The 20,643-nt window shown below is 65.7% G+C and carries 15 protein-coding genes; 10 read left to right on the forward strand and 5 right to left on the reverse strand.

From position 1 onward, the window contains the following. Nucleotides 1-122 precede the first annotated feature (122 nt). Entirely contained in the window at nucleotides 123-3,941 is a 3,819-nt protein-coding gene (locus tag ACFVWT_RS04675) for a multifunctional oxoglutarate decarboxylase/oxoglutarate dehydrogenase thiamine pyrophosphate-binding subunit/dihydrolipoyllysine-residue succinyltransferase subunit (RefSeq protein WP_390245684.1), read from the reverse strand. A 297-nt stretch (nucleotides 3,942-4,238) separates the two neighbouring features. Between ACFVWT_RS04675 and ACFVWT_RS04680 the strand changes: the two genes are divergently transcribed. The 6 genes from ACFVWT_RS04680 (at nucleotide 4,239) to ACFVWT_RS04705 (ending at nucleotide 11,345) form a co-directional block, all read left to right on the forward strand. Next, on the forward strand, nucleotides 4,239-5,717 hold the full coding sequence (locus tag ACFVWT_RS04680; protein WP_390245686.1) for a GuaB1 family IMP dehydrogenase-related protein: 1,479 nt from the start codon (nucleotides 4,239-4,241) through the stop codon (nucleotides 5,715-5,717). 359 nt (nucleotides 5,718-6,076) lie between these two features. Continuing rightward, nucleotides 6,077-7,414, forward strand: coding sequence for a hemolysin family protein (locus ACFVWT_RS04685; RefSeq protein WP_390245688.1), 1,338 nt, complete (start codon nucleotides 6,077-6,079; stop codon nucleotides 7,412-7,414). Then, nucleotides 7,411-8,481 carry a hemolysin family protein gene (locus ACFVWT_RS04690; RefSeq protein ID WP_390245690.1) on the forward strand — a complete coding sequence of 357 codons (1,071 nt, stop codon included), beginning with the start codon at nucleotides 7,411-7,413 and terminating at the stop codon, nucleotides 8,479-8,481. The genes ACFVWT_RS04685 and ACFVWT_RS04690 overlap by 4 nt, the downstream gene beginning before the upstream one ends. Before the next feature lie 134 nt (nucleotides 8,482-8,615). Further along, a complete protein-coding gene (locus ACFVWT_RS04695) occupies nucleotides 8,616-9,581 on the forward strand; it encodes a metal ABC transporter solute-binding protein, Zn/Mn family (protein WP_390245692.1) in 966 nt (321 codons plus the stop codon). Between the two features lie 60 nt (nucleotides 9,582-9,641). Next, nucleotides 9,642-10,457 carry a metal ABC transporter ATP-binding protein gene (locus tag ACFVWT_RS04700; protein WP_390245694.1) on the forward strand — a complete coding sequence of 272 codons (816 nt, stop codon included), beginning with the start codon at nucleotides 9,642-9,644 and terminating at the stop codon, nucleotides 10,455-10,457. Further along, on the forward strand, nucleotides 10,458-11,345 hold the full coding sequence (locus tag ACFVWT_RS04705; RefSeq protein ID WP_390245696.1) for a metal ABC transporter permease: 888 nt from the start codon (nucleotides 10,458-10,460) through the stop codon (nucleotides 11,343-11,345). Here ACFVWT_RS04705 and ACFVWT_RS04710 read toward each other — a convergent pair. Further along, the gene (locus ACFVWT_RS04710) at nucleotides 11,342-11,806 is read right to left on the reverse strand and encodes a Fur family transcriptional regulator (protein ID WP_390247066.1); all 465 of its coding nucleotides are present in this window, start codon (nucleotides 11,804-11,806) and stop codon (nucleotides 11,342-11,344) included. The genes ACFVWT_RS04705 and ACFVWT_RS04710 overlap by 4 nt on opposite strands. A 108-nt stretch (nucleotides 11,807-11,914) precedes the next feature. On the opposite strand from ACFVWT_RS04710, the gene ACFVWT_RS04715 reads away from it, so the two are divergent. Beyond that, nucleotides 11,915-12,571: an MBL fold metallo-hydrolase gene (locus ACFVWT_RS04715; RefSeq protein WP_390245698.1), complete on the forward strand. Its 657-nt coding sequence runs from the start codon at nucleotides 11,915-11,917 to the stop codon at nucleotides 12,569-12,571. Here the strand turns inward: ACFVWT_RS04715 and ACFVWT_RS04720 are convergent. Then, nucleotides 12,568-13,653 (reverse strand): PLP-dependent cysteine synthase family protein, encoded by a 1,086-nt coding sequence (locus ACFVWT_RS04720; RefSeq protein WP_390247068.1) that lies wholly within the window; start codon nucleotides 13,651-13,653, stop codon nucleotides 12,568-12,570. The two genes, ACFVWT_RS04715 and ACFVWT_RS04720, sit on opposite strands and share 4 nt — an antisense overlap. A 119-nt stretch (nucleotides 13,654-13,772) precedes the next feature. Between ACFVWT_RS04720 and ACFVWT_RS04725 the strand changes: the two genes are divergently transcribed. The 3 genes from ACFVWT_RS04725 to ACFVWT_RS04735 are packed head-to-tail and all read left to right on the forward strand — an operon-like array spanning nucleotide 13,773 to nucleotide 16,260. Next, a complete protein-coding gene (locus ACFVWT_RS04725; RefSeq protein ID WP_390245700.1) occupies nucleotides 13,773-14,609 on the forward strand; it encodes a sulfurtransferase in 837 nt (278 codons plus the stop codon). 50 nt (nucleotides 14,610-14,659) lie between these two features. Then, nucleotides 14,660-15,835 (forward strand): NAD(P)-dependent alcohol dehydrogenase, encoded by a 1,176-nt coding sequence (locus tag ACFVWT_RS04730; protein ID WP_390245702.1) that lies wholly within the window; start codon nucleotides 14,660-14,662, stop codon nucleotides 15,833-15,835. Then, entirely contained in the window at nucleotides 15,832-16,260 is a 429-nt protein-coding gene (locus ACFVWT_RS04735; protein ID WP_390245704.1) for an HIT family protein, read from the forward strand. The genes ACFVWT_RS04730 and ACFVWT_RS04735 overlap by 4 nt, the downstream gene beginning before the upstream one ends. Nucleotides 16,261-16,315: 55 nt before the next feature. Here ACFVWT_RS04735 and hrpA read toward each other — a convergent pair whose 3' ends face one another. Both hrpA and ACFVWT_RS04745 read right to left on the reverse strand, forming a co-directional pair. Then, nucleotides 16,316-20,299, reverse strand: coding sequence for an ATP-dependent RNA helicase HrpA (hrpA, locus tag ACFVWT_RS04740; protein WP_390245706.1), 3,984 nt, complete (start codon nucleotides 20,297-20,299; stop codon nucleotides 16,316-16,318). A gap of 143 nt (nucleotides 20,300-20,442) precedes the next feature. Then, nucleotides 20,443-20,610, reverse strand: coding sequence for a hypothetical protein (locus tag ACFVWT_RS04745; RefSeq protein WP_200891022.1), 168 nt, complete (start codon nucleotides 20,608-20,610; stop codon nucleotides 20,443-20,445). Nucleotides 20,611-20,643 lie beyond the last annotated feature (33 nt).

Genomic DNA, 20,643 nt, shown 5'->3' on the forward strand with positions numbered 1-20,643 from the left:
CCGGCATCAGGCCAACTCCGGCGGCTGGCGGCAGCCTCCACTCAGCAGCGTTGCCGCTTCCATTAAGCAGCGCTGCCCGGCCGGAGTCGTGTATTTCGAGTTCCGACCGGGCAGCGTTCAAGCTACTTCCGGGCAAACGCCTGCTTGAGGAGGGTATCCTGCTCCGCAGCGTGCCGCTTCATCGAACCGGCTGCCGTGGATGCCGAAGCCGGACGGGAAACCAGCTTCACCCGGCGGTCCAGTGCCTCGGGCAGGTTCAGGCCCATGAACGGCCACGGTCCCTGGTTGGCCGGTTCGTCCTGTGCCCACACCACTTCGGCGTTGGGGTACTTGGCGAGCTCGGCAGCGATTTCAGCGGCGGGCAGCGGGTAGAGCTGCTCGACGCGGACGATCGCCGTCGTCTTGTCGCCGGTCTTCTGCCGCGTGGACAGAAGATCGTAGTACAGGCGCCCGGACACCAGGAGCACACGCTCGACGGCGTCTGCCTGCAGCTGTTCGTGCTCGCCGATGACGGGCTTGAACGCGCCGGTGGTGAAGTCCTCCACCGAAGAAGCAGCAGCCTTCAGGCGGAGCAGCTGCTTGGGCGTGAAGATGATGAGCGGCTTCCGCGGCCGGCTGTACGCCTGGCGGCGCAGCAGGTGGAAGTGCGATGCCGACGTCGTGGGGTTGGCCACGATCATGTTCTCTTCGGCACACAGCTGCAGGAAGCGCTCGATCCGTGCGGACGAGTGGTCCGGACCCTGGCCTTCGTAGCCGTGGGGCAGCATGAGCACCAGCGAGGAGCGCTGGCCCCACTTTTGCTCGGCCGAGGAGATGAACTCATCGATGATGGTCTGCGCTCCGTTGACGAAGTCGCCGAACTGCGCTTCCCACAGCACCAGGGCGTCCGGGCGCTCCACGGAGTAGCCGTATTCGAAGCCCATCGCTGCGTATTCGGACAGCAGGGAGTCGTAGATCCACAGTTTGGCCTGGTCATCGGAGAGGTTGCCCAGGGGCAGCCATTCGTTGCCGTTGGCGCGGTCGTGGAACACGGCATGGCGCTGCACGAAGGTTCCGCGGCGGGAGTCCTGGCCGGCGAGCCGGACCGGCACGCCTTCCATGATCAGCGACCCAAAGGCTGCGATCTCGCCGAAGCCCCAGTCGATGCCGCCTTCGCGGGACATTTGTTCGCGCTTCTCCAGCAACTGCTTCAGCTTGGCGTGGACCGTGAAGCCTTCGGGGATCTCGATGTGGGCCTTGCCGATGCGCGCCAGGGTCTCCGCGGAGATCGCGGTGGACGCCGGAGCGTTGATGCCGAAATCGGACTGCTGGGCGCTGGGCCGTTCGATGTCGGACACTGCCGCGGAATCCGCCGTAATGATCGGGATCGGTGAGGTCTGGGCTGCATGGGTTTCGGCGAAGACCCGCTCCAGCCGTTCCTGGTAGTCGCGGAGCAGCTGCTCGGCTTCTTCTTCGGTGATGTCCCCGCGGCCGATCAGCGATTCGGTGTACAGCTTGCGGACCGAACGCTTGGCTTCGATCAGGTTGTACATCAGCGGCTGGGTCATCGAGGGGTCATCGCCCTCGTTGTGCCCGCGGCGCCGGTAGCAGACCATGTCGATAACGACGTCCTTGTGGAAGCGCTGGCGGAACTCGTACGCGAGCTGGCCGATGCGGACCACGGCCTCCGGGTCGTCGCCGTTCACGTGGAACACCGGAGCCTGGATCATCTTGGCGACGTCCGTGGAGTAAGTGGAGGAACGGGACGAGGACGGTGCGGTGGTGAAGCCAACCTGGTTGTTGACCACCACGTGGATAGTACCGCCGGTGCGGTAGCCGCGCAGCTGGGAGAGGTTGAGCGTTTCCGCCACCACGCCCTGGCCGGCAAATGCCGCGTCGCCGTGCACCATGATGGGGAGCACGGGGAAGGCCTCGCCCTGGTCCAGGCGGTCCTGCTTGGCGCGGACGATTCCTTCAAGGACCGAGTCCACGGCCTCGAGGTGCGAGGGGTTGGCGGCGAGGTAGACCTTGGTCTCCTTGCCGTTGTCCGACGTGAAGGTGCCCTCGGTGCCGAGGTGGTACTTCACGTCGCCGGAGCCCTGCACGGAGCGCGGGTCCTGGGTGCCTTCGAATTCGCGGAAGACCTGTGCGTAGGTCTTGCCCGCGATGTTGGTGAGCACGTTCAGGCGGCCGCGGTGGGCCATGCCGATAGCCACTTCGTCGAGTCCGTCGTCGGCTGCGTCGGAGATGATGGCGTCCAGCAGCGGGATCAGCGATTCGCCGCCCTCCAGCGAGAACCGCTTCTGGCCCACGAACTTGGTCTGCAGGAAGGTTTCGAAGGCTTCCGCGGCGTTGAGCTTGGACACGATGCGCAGCTGCTCTTCGCGGCTCGGCTTGGAGTACTCGTGCTCCAGCTGGTCCTGGAACCACTTGCGCTCTGCCGGGTCCTGGATGTGCATGTATTCGATGCCGGTGGTGCGGCAGTACGCGTCACGGAGCACGCCGAGGATGTCGCGGAAAGCGAGCATGGGCTTGCCGCCGAAGCCGCCGGTGGGCCACTCGCGGTCAAGGTCCCACAGCGTCAGGCCGTAAGTGAGGACGTCCAGGTCCGGGTGCTTCCGCTGGACGTATTCCAGCGGATCAGTGTCCGCCATCAGGTGGCCGCGCACGCGGTAGGAGTGGATCAGCTGCTGGATCCGGGCGACCTTGTTGATCTGGTCGGCCGGGTCAACCTGCAGGTCCGGGCTCCAGCGCACGGGTTCGTACGGGATGCGCAGGGACTCGAAGATTTCGTCGTAGAAGTTCTGGGCACCCAGCAGGAGCTGGTGCACAAGCTTCAGGAATTCGCCGCTGCCGGCGCCCTGGATGACGCGGTGGTCATACGTGGACGTCAGCGTGAGGACCTTGCTGATGGCGTTCTGCGCGATGATCTTCTCGCTGGCGCCCTGGAACTCGGCCGGGTAATCCAGCGCGCCGACGCCGATGATGGCGGCCTGGCCCTTGGACAGGCGGGGGACGGAGTGCACGGTGCCAATGCCGCCCGGGTTGGTGAGGGAGACCGTGGTGCCGGAGTGGTCATCGGCGGTCAGCTTACCGTTGCGGGCGCGCTTGATCAGGTCCTCGTAGGTGTGCCAGAACTCGGAGAAGTTGAGGGTCTCAGCCTTCTTGATGTTCGGCACCATCAGCAAGCGGGTGCCGTCCGGCTTGGGCATGTCGATGGCGATGCCGAAGTTCACGTGAGCGGGCTGGACCGCAACAGGCTTGCCGTCCACTTCGTCGTAGTAGACGTTCATGGAGGGGAACTGGGACAGGGCGCGGATGACGGCATAGCCGATGAGGTGCGTGAAGGACACCTTGCCGCCGCGGGCGCGCGCCAGATTGGAGTTAATGACCACGCGGTTATCGATCAGCAGCTTGGCCGGGATGGCGCGGACGCTGGTTGCCGTGGGGACTTCCAGGCTGGTGACCATGTTGGAAGCGATGGCTTTCGCCGGTCCGCGGAGGACGGAGACGACGTCCTCTTCCGGGGCGGTGGGTGCCTTGATGTTCTTCGGGAGCTGGGCCGGGATGGGCGGGGTGCCTGCGGATTCGGGCTTCTTTGCGCCGTCGCGGGCAACAGTGGCAGGTGCTTTCTTCGCCGGAGCTGCAGCCGGGGCTGACTGCGGCTGGGCGGAAGCGGGCCGGGCAGGAGCAGCTGCCGCCGGCTTGGCGGGTGCTGCCGGCGACGGTGCCGGTGCGGGAGCTACAACTGGAAGTTCGCGGGTTGCGGGGTCTGCGGGCGCCGGTGCACCGGAGGTCCCGTTGGAAGACGAGCTGTCACCGGCGTCGAAGGATTCGAACAGCGGCCACCACTTGGCATCCACCGTGTTCTTGTCCTGCTGGTAACGCTCGTACAGTTCGTCAACGAGCCACTCGTTTCCGCCAAATTCCTCTGGTAGACGGTGGCTAGGCTGCTCTGGCACTTGAAATACGCCTCTTCCATGAGTTTGATTTCCCTCTGGTCGCCTTCGGTGCCTCAGCACAACAATCGAACCAGTCTCTGCGTCCTGTGAACCCAGACCTTTGCCAGTCTAGTGACGATCCTCGGTTAACTGCCAATAAGGGTGACCCAAATCATGTACCTGCGAAACTATTGGGCAATCCAGCGTCCGGAGCCGCTCCCGGGACGGTCCCGGAAGCGGTCCCCGGGGCCGTCCCGCGGGGAGCTGCGCTCTCGCCTAGACTCGCACTGGGAACCCCATTTTCGACGAGGAGCAGCCGTGCGTTTTTTGAGTGAACCGTCCACCGACCTGACCTACTCGGACGCCTTCCTGGTGCCCTCGCGTTCTGACGTCACATCGCGGCTGGATGTTGACCTGGCGGCCGATGACGGCACCGGTGCCTCCATCCCGCTGGTGGCGGCGAACATGACGGCAGTGACCGGAAAACGTATGGCCGAGACCATGGCCCGCCGCGGGGGACTCGCGGTCCTTCCGCAGGACGTTCCGCTCGAGGTACTCCGGGACGTTACTGCCTGGATCAAGTCGCGCCATACCTTTTTCGAAACACCGGTGAGCCTGCTGGCCTCGGAGACGGTCATCGATGCCCTCCACCTGATGGGCAAACGGCCGCACGGTGCAGTGGCGGTCATGGACGACGACGGAAAGGTTGCCGGCGTGGTCCGCGCCGCAGACTGTGAGGGGCAGGACCGCTTTGCCTCGCTGGCATCGGTCATGCGGCAGGCCCTTGTGCTGGATGGCTCCGCATTCGGCGCTGAGCCGATCGCAGCGGACGCGGGCACCGGCAGCCGCGACGCTTCCCTGCGAAGGGCCTTTGAGGCGATGGACGCTGCAGGGACCGACTTCGCACCTGTCCAGCTCGGAGGCTCCCTCGCCGGCGTCCTCACCCGCAAGGGCGCCCTTCGTTCCACCATCTACCGGCCCCTTCTGGACGCGGCGGGAAAGCTCAAGGTGGCTGCCGCCGTCGGAATTAACGGTGACGTGGCCGGCCGGGCAGCGGAACTGCTCGCCGCCGGCGTCGACGTCCTGGTCATCGACACCGCGCACGGGCACCAGCAGAAGATGTTCGACGCCCTGGCGGCCGTCCGTAGCCTGGACCCCGCCGTACCCGTCGTGGCCGGCAACGTGGTCACGGCGGACGCAACGCGCGAACTGATCAACGCCGGAGCGAACATCGTGAAGGTGGGCGTTGGCCCCGGAGCCATGTGCACCACGCGCATGATGACGGCGGTGGGGCGCCCCCAGCTCTCCGCCGTTCTGGAGTGCGCCGCCGCGGCGCGCGCCGCCGGAGGGCGGATCTGGGCCGACGGCGGTGTGCGGTATCCGCGGGATGTGGCACTGGCGCTGGCGGCCGGGGCAAGCCAGGTGATGATCGGTTCATGGTTCGCAGGAACCCACGAAAGCCCGGGGGACCTGCAAACGGAGGCTAACGGCCGTCTATATAAGGAGAGCTTCGGCATGGCATCGGCCAGGGCCGTGCAGAACCGGAACCAGCGGGAAGGCGCTTTCGAAAAGGACCGCAAGGCGCTCTTCGAAGAAGGCATCTCCACGTCGCGCATGTACCTGGACCCCGCGCGGCCGGGCGTGGAGGATCTCGTGGACATGATCACTGCAGGGCTTCGCAGTTCCATGAGCTACGCCGGCGCTGCGGACCTCGCCGGTTTCCGCGAGCGTGCCGTGGCCGGAATCCAGTCGGCTGCCGGCTACGAGGAGGGCCGGCCCGTTCCGCAGAGCTGGTGACGAAAGGCTGAAGGGAGCGGTTGGGCGCCGCCGAACCGCTCCTGTGCGCTGCGGCTGCTCCTGTAGACTGAAATTCTTATGGACAGTAAATCTAGGTGCCGGCCTGGGGGCTGTCAGCGGAGCATGAACACCAGCTCCCCGCAGTCCACCCACAGAGCCGGCAAACCCCGTTCACGCGCCCATCACTCTGCAGCAGTCCCCGTCGCAGCCTTCCAGGAAACAGGGTCGGCACCGGCCGACCATCCTCCGCCGGGCGGTCTTCCCGGCAACACTCTTTCCCCCCGCGGCGCAGCCTCCATGGCGCCCGCCGACCCGCGGAAGCGCCTTCCGTTCCCGGGCCGGCCGGAGGCAAGCAGCTGATGGAATGGCTCTTACTGGGGGCAGGCATCCTGCTCATCCTCGGCACGGGTTTCTTCGTCGCCGTTGAGTTTTCCCTCGTCGCCCTGGACCAGGCCACGGTCCAGCGGGCCGTAGACAGCGGCGACGCAGCGGCTGTGCCGCTGCTCAAATGCCTCAAATCACTGTCCACCCAGCTATCCAGCTGCCAGCTCGGGATTACCATGACCACCCTGCTGACCGGCTACGTCATGGAACCGTCTGTCGGAAAGCTGCTGGAAGGTCCGCTGGCCGCAGCCGGTGTTCCGGAAGCCGCAGCTGCTTCCGTTTCGTTGGTGATGGCGATGACCATCGCCACACTCCTGTCCATGCTGATCGGCGAGCTTGTGCCCAAGAACATGGCCATTGCGTTGTCCTTGCCGATCGGCAAGGCCGTTGCCCGGCCGCAGCTGGTTTTCACCGCCGTCTTCAAGCCGGCCATCATTGTGCTGAACGGCTTTTCCAACAAAGTGCTGAATGTCTTCGGGCTCGAAGCCAAGGAAGAGATCTCCGGTGCGCGGACGCCGGCCGAACTGGCTTCGCTCGTGCGGCGCTCCGCAGCCATGGGCACGCTCGACCCCGGGACCGCGAACTTCATCGCCCGGACGCTCAAGTTCTCCGGACGGACCGCGGCCGACGTGATGACGCCCAGGATCCGGCTGGAAACCATCGGGGCCGCGCAGCCGGTATCGGACATTATCGATGCCGCCCGGCGGACAGGGTATTCACGTTTCCCCGTCATTGGTGAGTCCGCTGACGACATCCGCGGCCTTGTGCACGTCAAGAAGGCAATCGCGGTCCCCTCGGACCGGCGCGCCAACCTGGAGGCCGGCGCCATCATGACGGACGTCCTCAGGGTTCCGGAAACCATCCACCTTGATGCGCTGCTGGCCGAACTGCGCGAGGGAAACATGCAGCTGGCCGTGGTGCTGGATGAATACGGCGGCACGGCCGGCATTGCCACGCTTGAGGACCTCGTGGAGGAAATCGTCGGGGAAGTAGCGGATGAACATGACAAAGTGCGTCCCGGACTGCTCCAGAGCGCGTCGGGGGACTGGTACTTTCCCGGCCTGCTGCGTCCGGACGAGCTGTCCGAACAGATCCCGGGACTGACGGTGCCTGACGAGTCGGCCTATGAAACCGTGGGCGGGTACGTCATGAGCCAGCTTGGCCGGATCGCCGCAGTCGGGGACACCGTGGACGTCGGCGGGGGAACTCTGAGCGTGACCCGGATGGACGGACGCCGGATCGACCGGATTTGCTTCAAGCCTGCGCCGGTCCGCGGCGAAGAACACGCAGCCGGCCAGGGAGGCACGGCATGAGCGACTGGGTAGGAATTGTCTGGCTGGTGCTCCTGCTGATCGGCAACGCCTTCTTTGTGGCAGCGGAATTCGCGGTGATGTCCGCCCGGCGGAGCCAGATCGAACCGCTCGCGGAAGCAGGATCGCTGCGGGCGCAGACAACCTTGCGCGCCATGGAGAGCGTGTCCCTGATGCTGGCGTGTGCCCAGCTGGGTATTACGGTCTGCTCCCTGCTGATCCTGCAGGTGGCCGAGCCGGCCATCCACCACCTGATGGCCGTGCCGCTGGAAGCCGTGGGTGTGCCGACGGAGCTCGCGGACGTTGTGGCGTTCGCCGTGGCCCTCCTGGCGGTGACCTTCCTGCATGTGACCTTCGGCGAGATGGTGCCCAAGAACATCTCTGTGTCCGTCGCGGACAAAGCGGCGCTTCTGCTGGCGCCGCCGCTGATGTTCATCGCGCGCCTGGTTAATCCGGTGATCGTGGCCCTCAACTGGTCTGCCAACCACATCCTGCGCCTCCTGCGGATCGAGCCCAAGGACGAAGTCAACTCCTCGTTCACGCTGGAGGAGGTCCAGTCCATCGTGCAGGAGTCAACCCGGCATGGCCTGGTGGACGACGACGCCGGTCTGATCACCGGTGCACTGGAATTCTCCGAGCACACGGCCTCCCGCATCATGGTTCCGCTGGACAAGCTGGTCATGATGCAATCGCCCACCACACCGGTTGAGTTCGAAAGAGCCGTCAGCCGTACGGGGTTCTCCCGGTTTCCAATGATGGATGAGGACGGCATGCTTTCCGGCTATCTTCATATCAAGGATGTGCTGTCCATCCCGGAGGCCGGATATGAGCACCCGATTGCCGAAAGCCGGATCAGGTCCCTGGCGAACCTGTCCATGGATGACGAGATCGAGAAGGCGATGTCCGTGATGCAACGCACCGGCTCACACCTGGCGCGTGTCATCGGACCGGACGGCAACACCAGGGGTGTGCTGTTCCTGGAAGACGTGATCGAACAGCTCGTGGGCGAGATCCGTGATGCCACCCAGGCAAAGGGCATCCGCCGGCTCGGCCAGCGGAACGGAGAATAGGAGCTCGCGAAGGCGGCATCTCGATGCGGTAGCCCTAAATAGGAATCATTCCTATTTAGGGCTACACTCGTCTTGTTGCTAATGCTCCTGATTCTCATGTAGCAAGTCCAGACAACCAGATCCGAGGTCCTTCCGTGCGCCGTACCGCAGTCTTCTCCGTCACCGCCCTTGCAGGCCTGAGCCTGGTGCTGTCAGCCTGCAGTACGACGACGGGCGGCCAGCCGGCGGCTTCCGGCACCATTGACGTTGTCACTTCCACGAACGTTTACGGTGACATCGTCCGGGAAATCGGCGGGGACAAGGTGAACGTCAAAGCACTGATCAGCAAAGCAAGCCAGGATCCGCACTCCTACGAGGCCACCACGCAGGACAAGCTTGCGGTTTCGAAGGCCCGGCTGGTGGTTGAAAACGGCGGGGGCTATGACGACTTCATCCACAAGCTGGCCGACGACAGCAACGTGGGCCACGACAACATCATCAGTGCAGTCGAGGTCTCCGGGCTTGCCCCCGAAGAAGAGCCGGCGGCCGGGTCGACGGCCGGGGCCGACGACCCCGGGCATGCCCACGATCACGGAGCGTTCAATGAGCACGTCTGGTACAGCTTCGATGCCATGACCAAGCTGGCCGACGCCGTCGAAGCCAAGCTCGCAGCGTTGGAGCCGGCGTCCGCAACGACCTTCCAGTCCAATGCCGCCACCTTCAAGAAGGAGATCGCCGGGCTGAAGGCAACGGTGGCCGGTCTCGCCGCCACGTCAGCCCAGGCTCCCGTTGCGGTGACCGAACCGGTGCCGCTCTACCTGATCGAAGCCGCCGGCCTGCTGAACAAAACTCCTGCCGACTACACGGCCGCGATCGAAGAAGATGCAGATGTTCCGCCCGCTGCCCTCAAGGAAGCCACGGAACTGGCCGGGTCAAAGGACATTAAGTTCCTGGCGTACAACACTCAGACGGAAGGTCCGCAGACGCAGGCCCTCAGGAAGGCGGCCGAGGCCGCCGGCGTCCCGGTGCTGGACTTCAGCGAAACCCTTCCGGACGGGAAGACGTACGTGCAGTGGATGAGCAGTAACGTGGATAGCATCGCGCAGGCCCTAAAAAAGTAGCCCCGGCGTCACTAAGATGGTGGCGGCGCTTCGCTCCGTATGAATCGAGGATTAAGAACGTTGAAACCGGTAGTGAGCCTCCGCGGAGCCACCCTGAAGTTCGGGAAACGGACGTTGTGGGAGGACCTGGACCTCGATATAAACCCCGGCGAGTTCTTTGCGGTCCTCGGCCCGAACGGCAGCGGCAAGACCACGTTCCTGAAGGTCCTGCTGGGCCTCCAGGACCTTCATTCCGGGACGGCAACACTGGGGGGCCGCCCGGTGGAGCGGGGCAGTAAGCTGATCGGCTATATCCCGCAGCAGAAATCCTTTGAGCCGGACACGCCGCTGCGTGCCCGGGACCTCGTGGGACTTGGCGTGGACGGCCACCGGTGGGGACTCCGGCTGGGCGGCGCGAAGGCCAACCGCAGGATCGATGAGCTGCTGGACCTCGTGGGGGCCGCAGATTACGCCAAAGTCCCGGTGGGCCAGCTTTCCGGCGGCGAACAGCAGAGGCTAAGGGTCGCCCAGTCGCTGGCTTCGGATCCGCGGGTCCTGCTGTGCGACGAACCGCTGCTGTCCCTGGACCTTCAGCACCAGCAGGCCGTCAGCGCACTGATCAATGAGCAGTGCCGCAGCCAGGACAGCGCAGTTGTGTTCGTCACGCACGAGATCAATCCGATCATCGACTATGTGGACCGCGTCCTCTACCTTGCCGGCGGTCGGTTCCGGGTGGGCAAGCCTGAAGAAGTGATGACCACAGAGGTGCTCTCCGGGCTTTACGGGAGCCGTGTCGAGGTGATCCGGGCCAACGGCCGGATGATCGTGGTGGGGCTGCCGGAGGGTGTCACCCACCACCACGAGGACGCACATGCAGTGGCTGGGGAGGTGGGCTAAATGGATTTCGACAGTCTCCTGCGTTCCATCTTCAATTTTGACAACTACGCCGAGCTCCTGGCCCTGGTCCAGAACTCCATCTGGGCAGGAGCGCTGCTCGGCCTGCTGGGCGGGCTGATGGGTACATTTGTGATGAAGCGGGACCTCGCCTTCGCGGTCCACGGAATCTCCGAGCTTTCCTTCGCAGGTGCGGCCTTCGCGCTGCTGATCGGAGCCGATGTCGTGTCCGGGTCCCTCGTCGGTTCGGTGCTTGCGGCGCTGCTGCTGGGGGTGATGGGTGTCCGTGCCCGGGACAAGAACTCCATTATTGGCGTGATCATGCCGTTCGGCCTGGGCCTGGGCATTCTCTTTCTATCGCTCTACGAGGGGCGGGCCTCCAACAAGTTCGGCCTCTTGACGGGGCAGATCGTGTCAGTAGATACAGTACAACTGCAGGTGCTGGCCACGGCGGCGGTGGCAGTGATGATTGCGCTGGTGGCCATCTGGCGCCCGCTCACGTTTGCCAGCGTGGACCCGGAAGTGGCGGAAGCCCGCGGTGTGCCGGTTCGAACGCTGGGTATCGGCTTCATGGTGCTGCTGGGAATCAGCGTGGCGCTGTCCATCCAGGTGGTAGGGGCACTCCTTGTGCTTGCCCTGCTGATCACCCCGGCCGCTGCCGCTCTTCGCGTGACCTCATCGCCTCCGCTGGTAGTGATTCTCAGTGTGGCCTTCGCGGTGACCGCCACCGTGGGCGGCATCATGCTGGCGCTGGGCGGCCGGATACCGATCAGCCCCTATGTGACCACCCTGTCGTTCCTGATCTACGTGGTGTGCCGGATCATCGGCGGAATACGGGCCGGACGCGGCCTCAACGGGCGCGTCCTCCCGGCCGGGGCGGCCGCCTCTTAGCCCGCGGCGGCCTTGCGGGCCGTGCAGTCCGGACACAGGCCGAAGATCTCCACGGTGTGGGCCACTTCGGTGTAACCGTGCTCCGCGGCGGTCCGGGCGGCCCAGGTCTCCACAGCAGGAGCTTCCACTTCCACGGCCTTGCCGCAGTTGCGGCACAGCAGATGATGGTGGTGGCCTGTGACGGCGCACCTCCGGTAGACGGCCTCGCCCTCGCCGTTGCGCAGGACATCCACCAGCCCGTCGTCGGCGAGCGACTGCAGGATCCGGTAGGCGGTGGCCAGTGACACCGAGGTGCCCTGGTTCTGCAGCATCCGGTAGAGCTCCTGGGTGCTGACGAAGTCGTCCAGCTCATCCAGGGCGGCGCTCACCGCCAGTCGCTGCTTGGTGACACGCTGCTCCCGGCCGCCGGCGGAAGCCGGTGCAGATAGTTTTGTGCCGTCGGCTTTGGCGCCGTGGGCCATGGATCGACTCGCTTCCCTAAGGGGTGTTGGCAATGTTCAAGATTACCAGCCGGGAGTTCACCGACGGGTCCGTGGACACTGCCGCGCGGCCCACCCTAGGCTGGCTCCATGAAGCTGACTAAATACACCCACGCCTGTGTCCGGCTCGAAAAGGACGGCCAGGTGCTGGTGATAGATCCCGGCACCTTCTCCGAGACCGGACGGGCCCTTGAAGCGGCAGGAGCCGTCCTGGTCACCCACGAGCATGGTGACCACATTGATGTACCGGCCGTGGTGTCAGCGCTGCGGGACAACGGGTCGCTCCAGGTTTTTGCTCCGGCGGGAGTGGCGGCAAAGCTGCGGTCCGAGGCGCCATTTGCCGGTTCCCGGATCACGGACGTCGAACCTGGCGAGGCATTCACCGCCGTCGGCTTCGAGGTCCAGGCGTTCGGCGGCCAGCACGCGCTGATCCACCCCCAGATTCCGGTGGTGGCGAACATCGGGTACCTGATCGACTCCAACGTGTACCACCCCGGGGACTCCTTCGTGATTCCGGACGGCATTGGCGTCCGGACACTCCTGGTCCCGGTGCACGCGCCCTGGAACAAAGTGGGCGAGGTGGTGGATTTCGTCATCGGTGTCCGCGCCGCCAAGGCATTCCCCATCCACGACGCCCTGCTCAATGAAACCGGACTCGGCCTGATCGAAGGGCACGTGAAGCGGCTCGGGGCAAAATATGGAACCGAGTACGCCCACCTCTCCAGCGGGGAATCCGTGGAGGTCTAGGTGCGCCAGGTGCCGGTGTCGAAAAAGTCCCTGATGGCGGCCTCGTGCGGCCTCGGGTCCAACCCGCGCGCCGCCAGCCACTCGGTGTTGTAGTAACTCCCGGCGTACCGGTCGCCGCCGTCGCACATCAGCGAGACCACGCTTCCCCGCCGTCCCTCCGCGACCATTCCGGCGATCAGCTGCCACACGCCCCACAGGTTGGTTCCGGTGGACGGGCCCGCATGCAGCCCGGCCAGATCCCGCAGGTGCCGCATGGCCGCCACCGAGGCAGCGTCGGGGACCTGGATCATGTGGTCTATCACGGCGGGTACGAAGCTGGGTTCCATCCGGGGCCTGCCGATGCCCTCGATGAGGGACGGCATACCGGTGCTGAAGCCGGCGACGCCGTCCCGCCAGCCGGGGTAGAAGGCGGAGTTCTCCGGGTCCACGACTGCGAGCTCCGTGTCATGGCGGTGGTAGCGCAGGTAGCGGCCGATGGTGGCGCTGGTTCCGCCGGTACCGGCACCCACCACGATCCAGCGGGGGACGGGGTGCTCTTCGAGGGCCAGTTGCTGGAAGATGGACTCGGCGATGTTGTTGTTGCCCCGCCAGTCCGTGGCCCGCTCGGCGTAGGTGAACTGGTCCATGTAGTGCCCGCGAGCGGTGCGCGCGACTTCCTCCGCGGCGGAATACACCTCAGAGGCATGATCCACCAGGAGGCAGGACCCGCCGAACTGCTCAATGAGGGCAATTTTCTCCGGGCTGGTGGTGCGGGTCATCACGGCGATGAATGGCAGGCCAAGGAGCTGCGCGAAGTAGGCCTCCGAGACGGCCGTGCTGCCGCTGGAGGCTTCCACGATGGTGGTGTCCTCCCGGATCCAGCCGTTGACCAGGCCGAACAGGAACAGTGAGCGCGCCAGCCGGTGCTTCAGGCTGCCGGAGCGGTGCGTGGACTCGTCCTTCAGGTAGAGCTGGACGCCCCAGTGCTCCGGAAGCGGAACGGAGTAGAGGTGCGTGTCCGCAGACCTGTTGTTCTCGGCGTTGATCCTGCGGACGGCTTCATCCGCCCACGCCCGGTCCTGTTTGCCCGCACGGTTGCCCATTTTGTTCACCAATTCAGCCTACCCGGGACAGCGGGCGTCCACGGATACAGTGGGTACCGGCTGCCCGTCTGCGTTGTGCGCCGGCCGGACAGTTTGTCATCCGAATTAAAGGAGATTTGATGAACCCCCTGATGGACGTGTCCGCGCTGAACCACCGGATGACCTCCGGCGGGCGCACCGTTCTGCTGGATGTGCGCTGGGCGCTGGGCGATCCCCATGGCCGCGAACACTATCTTGAGGCGCATATTCCCGGCGCTATCTTCGTTGACCTGCCCACTGCGCTGGCAGCACCGGCGGACCCTGGCCAAGGCAGGCATCCCTTGCCGCCGCTGCAGCAGTTCCAGGAATCGGCGCGGTGCTGGGGAATCCGGGACAACGACGTCGTGGTGGCCTATGACGACACAGGCAGCACTGCTGCCGCCAGGCTGTGGTGGATGCTGCGCAACGCCGGGGTGTCCACCGTCTTCCTGCTCGACGGCGGCCTGTCCGCCTGGCGGGCCGCCGGATACCCCGTGGAGGGCGGCCTCGAGCAGGCCTCGCTGGGTGACGTCACGCTGACCGACGGAGCGATGCCCGTTATCGACGCAGCCCAGGCCGCGCAATGGCCCGGGAGGGGAGTCCTGTTGGACGCGCGGGCGGCCGAACGCTACCGCGGCGAGGTCGAACCGGTGGATCCGAGGGCAGGGCACATTCCGGGGGCTGTGAGCGCCCCGACGGCCGGCAACATTGGAAGCGACGGACGTTTCCTGCCGCCGGAGGAGCTGCGCGGGCGTTTCACCGCCCTGGGCGTCAGGCCGGATGTACCCACCGCTGTCTACTGCGGATCCGGCGTCACTGCTGCGCACGAAATAGCCGCACTGGAAATCGCCGGCTTTCCGGCTGCGCTCTATCCAGGCTCGTTTTCGCAGTGGTCCAATGACCCCGCCAACGAGGTGGCCACGGGAGCGGCCCCGTGAGCCCCGGCTCCGATTGGAGCACCGGCCGGGGGCGGGGGTAGCGTCGGAGGATGACTCCCGGACGCCCCGTACCACCGCCCCTCGCCAAGCCGCTCCCCGGCAGCACGCCGCCACGCGGACATCAGCCTGAATCCGCGTCCGCCGCGCCGCCGCGGCTCGCCGCAGCCTACGGGGCCACAGCCGCCGGCAGCGGCCTGGTTCCGCTGACTGTTGCCCGTCGGGCCCCGAAGGACGACGACGTGGAGATCGCCATAGAGTTCTGCGGTCTCTGCCATTCGGATGTGCACGCAACGCGCGGGGAGTGGGGCGCGCAGAACTACCCGCTGGTGCCCGGCCACGAAATCGTGGGCCGGGTCAGCCGCGTGGGAATCGCCGTCGACGACTTCGCGCCGGGCGACCTCGTCGGCGTGGGATGCATGGTGGATTCCTGCCGTGAATGCGACAGCTGCCTGGACGGGCTGGAGCAGTACTGCGAAAACGGCATGACCGGAACTTACGGAGCGGTGGATGCCCGCAACGGGGGCGCCGTCACGCAGGGCGGCTACGCCACGTCTGTGGTGGTGGACCGCCGCTACGTGCTGCGGGTTCCGGAAAACCTTGACCCCGCCGCCGTCGCACCGCTCCTCTGTGCCGGCATCACCACCTATTCCCCGCTGCGGCACTTCGACGTCGAGACCGGAGACGTTGTGGGGGTAGTGGGGCTCGGTGGACTTGGCCACATGGCCGTGAAGCTCGCCAAGGCCATGGGTGCCGAGGTGAAGGTGTTCACCACTTCGGAGTCGAAGGTGGCCGCGGCCCGTGAGCTGGGCGCTGACGGCGTCATCCTGTCCCGAGACGAAAAGTCCATGGCGGCCGCGGACCGCAGCATCGACGTCATCATCGACACGGTGGCGGCGCCGCATGACCTCAATCCCTACTTCCGGACCCTGCGCCGGGACGGAGCGCTCTTTCAGCTCGGCCTGCCTTCAGGTGCCATGCCGCCAGTGAACCCGGGGACCCTGGTCCGGCGCCGGATCGCCTACGCGGGCTCACTCATTGGGGGTATTGCCGAGACCCAGGAGATGCTGGACTTTTGTGCAGAACACGGCGTCGTTTCCGATGTCGAGGTGGTGGGCGCGGAACAGCTGAACGCGGCCTATGACCGTATGGTGGCAGGTGACGTCAAGTATCGTTTTGTCCTGGACACCAGTACCCTCGGGACCCCTTCGGAAAAGGCAGACGCATGAGCACCGTTTTCACCAAGATCATCAACGGCGAGATCCCCGGCCGCTTCGTTTGGAGGGACGAGGACGTAGTGGCCTTCCTGACCATGGGCCCGCTTGCCGACGGCCACACCCTGGTGGTTCCCACGGAGGAAGTGGACCGCTGGACGGACGCTCCGCCCGCCCTCCTGGCCCGCGTGATGGAAGTCGCGCGGAAGATAGGTGCTGTCCAGGTCGATGTTTTTGATGCCGCACGGGCAGGGCTCATCGTGGCCGGGTACGAGGTCAACCACCTCCACGTCCATGTGTGGCCGTCCAACTCCATGGCCGACTACGACTTCGGCTCGGTGGACCACAACCCGGACCCCGCGCAGCTGGACGCCAACGCCGAAAAGCTCCGGGAAGGGCTCCGCAGGGCCGGCCACGGCGACCACGTTCCCGCGGCCTGACGTTCCTGCCCTGACGCATCTGCCGCCGGCCACCGGCGTGGTTCCCTGGCGGGCGCTACGCCGGGGCCAGCGCTTTGTTGAGCACCGTCCGGATCCGCTTCTCGGAGACGGAATAGGCTGTTCCGAGCTCGACGGCGAAGAGGCTCACCCGCAGCTCTTCGATCATCCAGCGCACCTGGGTTAACTCAGCGCCGGCGCGGCGTCCGGGCAGCAGTGCCGACACGGCGTCGTCGTAATCGTCTTCCAATGCCTGCACCGCGGCCATGTGCAGGCCGTCCCGCTGGACGTTGCCGGGCAGTTTCTCCAGCCGTTTCTCGATCGCGGCCAGGTAGCGCGGCAGCTGGCTGAGCTGGGCGTAGCCCGTGCGTGCCACAAAGCCCGGAAAGACCAGTTGTTCGAGCTGGCTCTTCACATCGTTGAGCGCGCTGATCAGGGCCAGGCTCGTGGTGCCCTTCAGTTGTTTCTCGATCCGGCGCGTGCTGGCCAGGATGCGCTCGACGACTGCGGTGACCGTGAACACCGTGTCGATAAGCTCGGCCCGGACCTGCTCATACAGGGCCTTGAAGGACGCCTCGTCCCAGGGCAGTTCGGCCGGCGTGAGCTTGTCGATTGCGGCCAGCGCGCAGTCCGCGATCAAGGCCGACACCGAACCATGCGGATTCTGGCTGAATGTCAGCTTCTCCGTATTGTTCAGGTGTTCCAGTACATAGCGGTCCGGCGCCGGGACCTTCAGCGCCAGAAGGCGGATGACGCCGCCGCGCATGGCCTGTTCCTGTTCCGAGGAGGTCTGGAATAGCCGGAGGGCAACGGACGTGCCCTCGTCGACCAGGGCGGGGTAGCCGGTGACAGTATGCCCTTTCACCATGCCCTGGACCTGGCGCTGCACGGTTCCGAAGGTCCAGTCCGTCAGCCCGGACTTCTCTGCGAAGCCGGGTGCCACGGCACCGTTTGGGGATGGCGTAATGCCTTCGGCGTTCTTCGGGGCCCGTTCGGACTGCCCGCGCTGGGCGCCCTTCGGGCCTTTGGGTGCCGTTGTCTCGGGGGTGGCCCCCAGGGACTCGGCAATCGCCCGACGGGTAGCCGGAGCAAGTCTTTCCTGCAGCGCCGCGAGGTCCTTGCCTTCGTCCAGCACTTTGCCCTTGGAGTCGACCACGCGGAAGCTCACCCGGAGGTGGGGAGGCACCGCCTCCCAGTTCCATGATCCCGGCGGAATGACCTGGCCGCGGATCCGGCGCAGGACCAGTTCCAGGGAGGGCTCGAGCTCGTCGGTGGCGGGATCGAAGTCCGCTTCGAGGGCAGCCACCGCCTGCCGGGCAACGTCAGGGGCGGGTACAAAGTTCTTGCGTATCTGCTTGGGCAGCGACTTGATCAGGGCCGTCACCAGCTCCACGCGCTGGCCGGGGATGAGCCAGCGGAAGGCGGCGTCCTCGAGCTGGTTCAGGAAGAGCACCGGAACCTCGGCGGTGACGCCGTCGGATGGATTGGGTGGCGAGCCGGGCGCCACCGGATGGAACTCGTAGCTCAGTGGAAGCTCGAAGCCCTTGTGCAGCCAGGTTTTCGGGTAGGCCGAATCATCCAGCGCATCGGCGTCTTCGCTGATCAGCAGGGACTGGTCGAAGTCCAGCAGAGCGGGGTCCTGCTGGCGTGCTTCCTTCCACCACTTGTCGAAGTGCCGCTCGGACACCACGTCCTTGCCGATCCGGGCGTCGTAGAACTCGAAGAGTGTCTCGTCGTCCACCAGGATGTCCCGGCGACGCATCCGGGCCTCAAGCTCTTCGATCTCTTGGAGCAGGGCACGGTTGCGGTGGAAGAACTTGTGGTGCGTCTGCCAGTCGCCCTCGACAAGGGCATGCCGGATAAAGAGTTCCCGGCACAGCTCCGGATCCACCTTGCCGTAGTTGATCCGGCGGCTGGGGATGATGGGCACTCCATACAAGGTGACCTTTTCGTGGGCCATCACCGAGCCCATCTTCTTGGACCAGTGCGGCTCGCTGTAGCTGCGCTTGACCAGATCCGGCGCCACCTGTTCGGCCCAGAGGGGATCGAACTTCGCCGCGACGCGGGCCCACAGCCGGCTCGTTTCCACCAGCTCGGCGGCCATCACAAAGGTGGGGGACTTCTTGAACAGTGCCGATCCGGGGAAGATCGCAAAGCGGGTACCGCGGGCGCCCGCGTATTCGCGCTTGCGCTCGTCGAGGATGCCGATGTGGCTCAGCAGGCCGGAGAGCAGGCTGATATGGATCCCTTCATGGTTGCCCACGGGGTCGGCCAGCCGCTTGTTGTCCAGGCTGATGCCCAGCGGGCGGGCGAGCTGACGGAGCTGGGCGAAGAGGTCCTGCCATTCCCGCACCCGCAGGTAGTTGATGAACTCGGTCCGGCACAAACGGCGGAACTGCGTGGAGGACAGTTCCTGCTGCTTTTCCTGGAGGTAGTTCCAGAGGTTCAGGAAACCGGTGAAGTCCGAGTTCTCGTCCCGGAACCGTGCGTGCTTTTCCGCCGCGAGCTGTTGCTTGTCGGTCGGGCGCTCGCGCGGATCCTGGATGGTGAGCGCAGCTGCGAGGATCATGACTTCGCGGACGCAGCCGCGTTTGCCTGCCTCCACGATCATCCGGCCGAGCCTGGGGTCCACCGGCAGCTGGGCGAGCTTGTGCCCGACGGCGGTCAGTCCGCCACCGCCGTTCCTGCCTGGGGCAGCGCCGTCGGCGCCCTGCGGACGGGCGGCGCTCAGCGCGCCGAGTTCGCGCAGGAGCGTGACGCCGTCGTTGATGGCGCGTGAATCCGGCGGCTCCACGAACGGGAAGTTCTCCACGTCCTTGGGGCCGCGGGCCACGTCCATGGCGGTCATCTGCAGGATGACCGCCGCGAGGTTGGTGCGCAGGATCTCCGGGTCGGTGAATTGCGGCCTGGATTCGTAGTCCTCTTCCGAGTACAGCCGGATGGCGATGCCGTCGGACACACGGCCGCAGCGGCCGGAGCGTTGGTTGGCCGACGCCTGGGACACGCGTTCGATCGGCAGCCGCTGCACTTTGGTCCGGTGCGAGTATCGCGAGATGCGCGCCGTGCCGGTGTCCACAACATACTTGATGCCGGGGACCGTCAGCGACGTCTCGGCGACGTTGGTGGCCAGCACGATCCGCCGTTTGCTGCCCGGGTGGAAGACCTTGTGCTGTTCCTGCAGGCTCAACCGGGCGAAGAGAGGGAGAACCTCCGTGCCGGCCAGCCGCCGGTTGGACTGGATCCGTGCGTTGAGGGCTTCGGCGGCGTCGCGGATTTCGCGCTCGCCGGAGAAGAAGATGAGGATGTCGCCCGGCGCTTCGAGGGCCAGTTCGTCGACGGCGTCGCAGACGGCGTCGAGCGGATCGCGGTCCTCCTCGAGTTCGTCATCGGAGGAGTTGTCTTCCTCGTCGCCGGGCGCGGCCCCGCCGGCCGGCTGGGACAGTGGCCGGTACCGGATTTCCACCGGGAACGTCCGGCCGGACACCTCGATGATGGGGGAGGGATCCTCCTCGGTGCCGAAGTGCTTGGCGAACCGTTCGGGATCGATGGTGGCCGAGGTAATGATGATTTTCAGGTCGGGGCGCTGCGGCAGGATCCGCTTGAGGTATCCGAGGATAAAGTCGATGTTGAGGCTGCGCTCGTGGGCCTCGTCGATGATGATGGCGTTGTACTTGCGCAGCAGCTTGTCGCGCTGGATCTCCGCCAGCAGGATGCCGTCGGTCATGAGCTTGACCTTGGTGGACCGGCTGACCTCGCCGGTGAAGCGGACCTGGAAGCCCACTTCCTGGCCGATCTCGACGCCGAGTTCCTCGGCAATGCGCTCCGCCACGGTCCGGGCCGCGAGGCGCCGCGGCTGCGTGTGGCCGATCAGTCCGTTCTCGCCCAAGCCCAGTTCAAGGCACATCTTGGGAATCTGGGTGGTCTTGCCGGAGCCGGTCTCGCCGGCGATGATCGTCACCTGGTTGGCCGCGATGGCGGCCATCAGGTCCTCGCGGCGCTCGGAAACCGGCAGCTCGGCGGGGTAGGAAATATGAAAAGTCATGGCTGGACACAGTCTACTGCGGCCGCGGCCGGCCGCCGCTTTCTGTTGTCCGACGGCGAAGGACCCGGCTCATTGTTGGGCCGGGTCCCTCTTTGTTGGTGGGCCGGTGCCCGGCATAAACCGGGGTCCGGGCGTCGCGGAGGTCAGTAGTTCCGCAGGGTGTAGCTGATGCTTGGCAGGTCCAGTGCGGACCAGTCCTGCTCCGAGCGTTCGGGCGGGTTGTGGCCCCGTCCGTCCTTGAGGAGCGCGGCGATGGTGGCCGGAAGGATGATGAGCAACAGGACGATGAGTGCAACTCCGATGGTTTCCATGCCTCTATGTTTCTCCCGTACCCGGCAACAAAA

This window comes from Arthrobacter sp. NPDC058288 (assembly GCF_042880995.1).
In the GTDB taxonomy this organism is placed as follows: domain Bacteria; phylum Actinomycetota; class Actinomycetes; order Actinomycetales; family Micrococcaceae; genus Arthrobacter.

What these genes read in the sequence shown, in the direction of transcription:
- ACFVWT_RS04685 (WP_390245688.1), top strand. Translation starts at nt 6,077, where the DNA reads ATGGAATGGCTCTTACTGGGGGCAGGCATCCTGCTCATCCTCGGCACG.
- ACFVWT_RS04690 (WP_390245690.1), top strand. Translation starts at nt 7,411, where the DNA reads ATGAGCGACTGGGTAGGAATTGTCTGGCTGGTGCTCCTGCTGATCGGC.
- ACFVWT_RS04705 (WP_390245696.1), top strand. Translation starts at nt 10,458, where the DNA reads ATGGATTTCGACAGTCTCCTGCGTTCCATCTTCAATTTTGACAACTAC.
- ACFVWT_RS04710 (WP_390247066.1), bottom strand. Translation starts at nt 11,806, where the DNA reads ATGGCCCACGGCGCCAAAGCCGACGGCACAAAACTATCTGCACCGGCT.
- ACFVWT_RS04715 (WP_390245698.1), top strand. Translation starts at nt 11,915, where the DNA reads ATGAAGCTGACTAAATACACCCACGCCTGTGTCCGGCTCGAAAAGGAC.
- ACFVWT_RS04720 (WP_390247068.1), bottom strand. Translation starts at nt 13,653, where the DNA reads ATGGGCAACCGTGCGGGCAAACAGGACCGGGCGTGGGCGGATGAAGCC.
- ACFVWT_RS04725 (WP_390245700.1), top strand. Translation starts at nt 13,773, where the DNA reads ATGAACCCCCTGATGGACGTGTCCGCGCTGAACCACCGGATGACCTCC.
- ACFVWT_RS04730 (WP_390245702.1), top strand. Translation starts at nt 14,660, where the DNA reads ATGACTCCCGGACGCCCCGTACCACCGCCCCTCGCCAAGCCGCTCCCC.
- ACFVWT_RS04735 (WP_390245704.1), top strand. Translation starts at nt 15,832, where the DNA reads ATGAGCACCGTTTTCACCAAGATCATCAACGGCGAGATCCCCGGCCGC.
- hrpA (WP_390245706.1), bottom strand. Translation starts at nt 20,299, where the DNA reads ATGACTTTTCATATTTCCTACCCCGCCGAGCTGCCGGTTTCCGAGCGC.
- ACFVWT_RS04745 (WP_200891022.1), bottom strand. Translation starts at nt 20,610, where the DNA reads ATGGAAACCATCGGAGTTGCACTCATCGTCCTGTTGCTCATCATCCTT.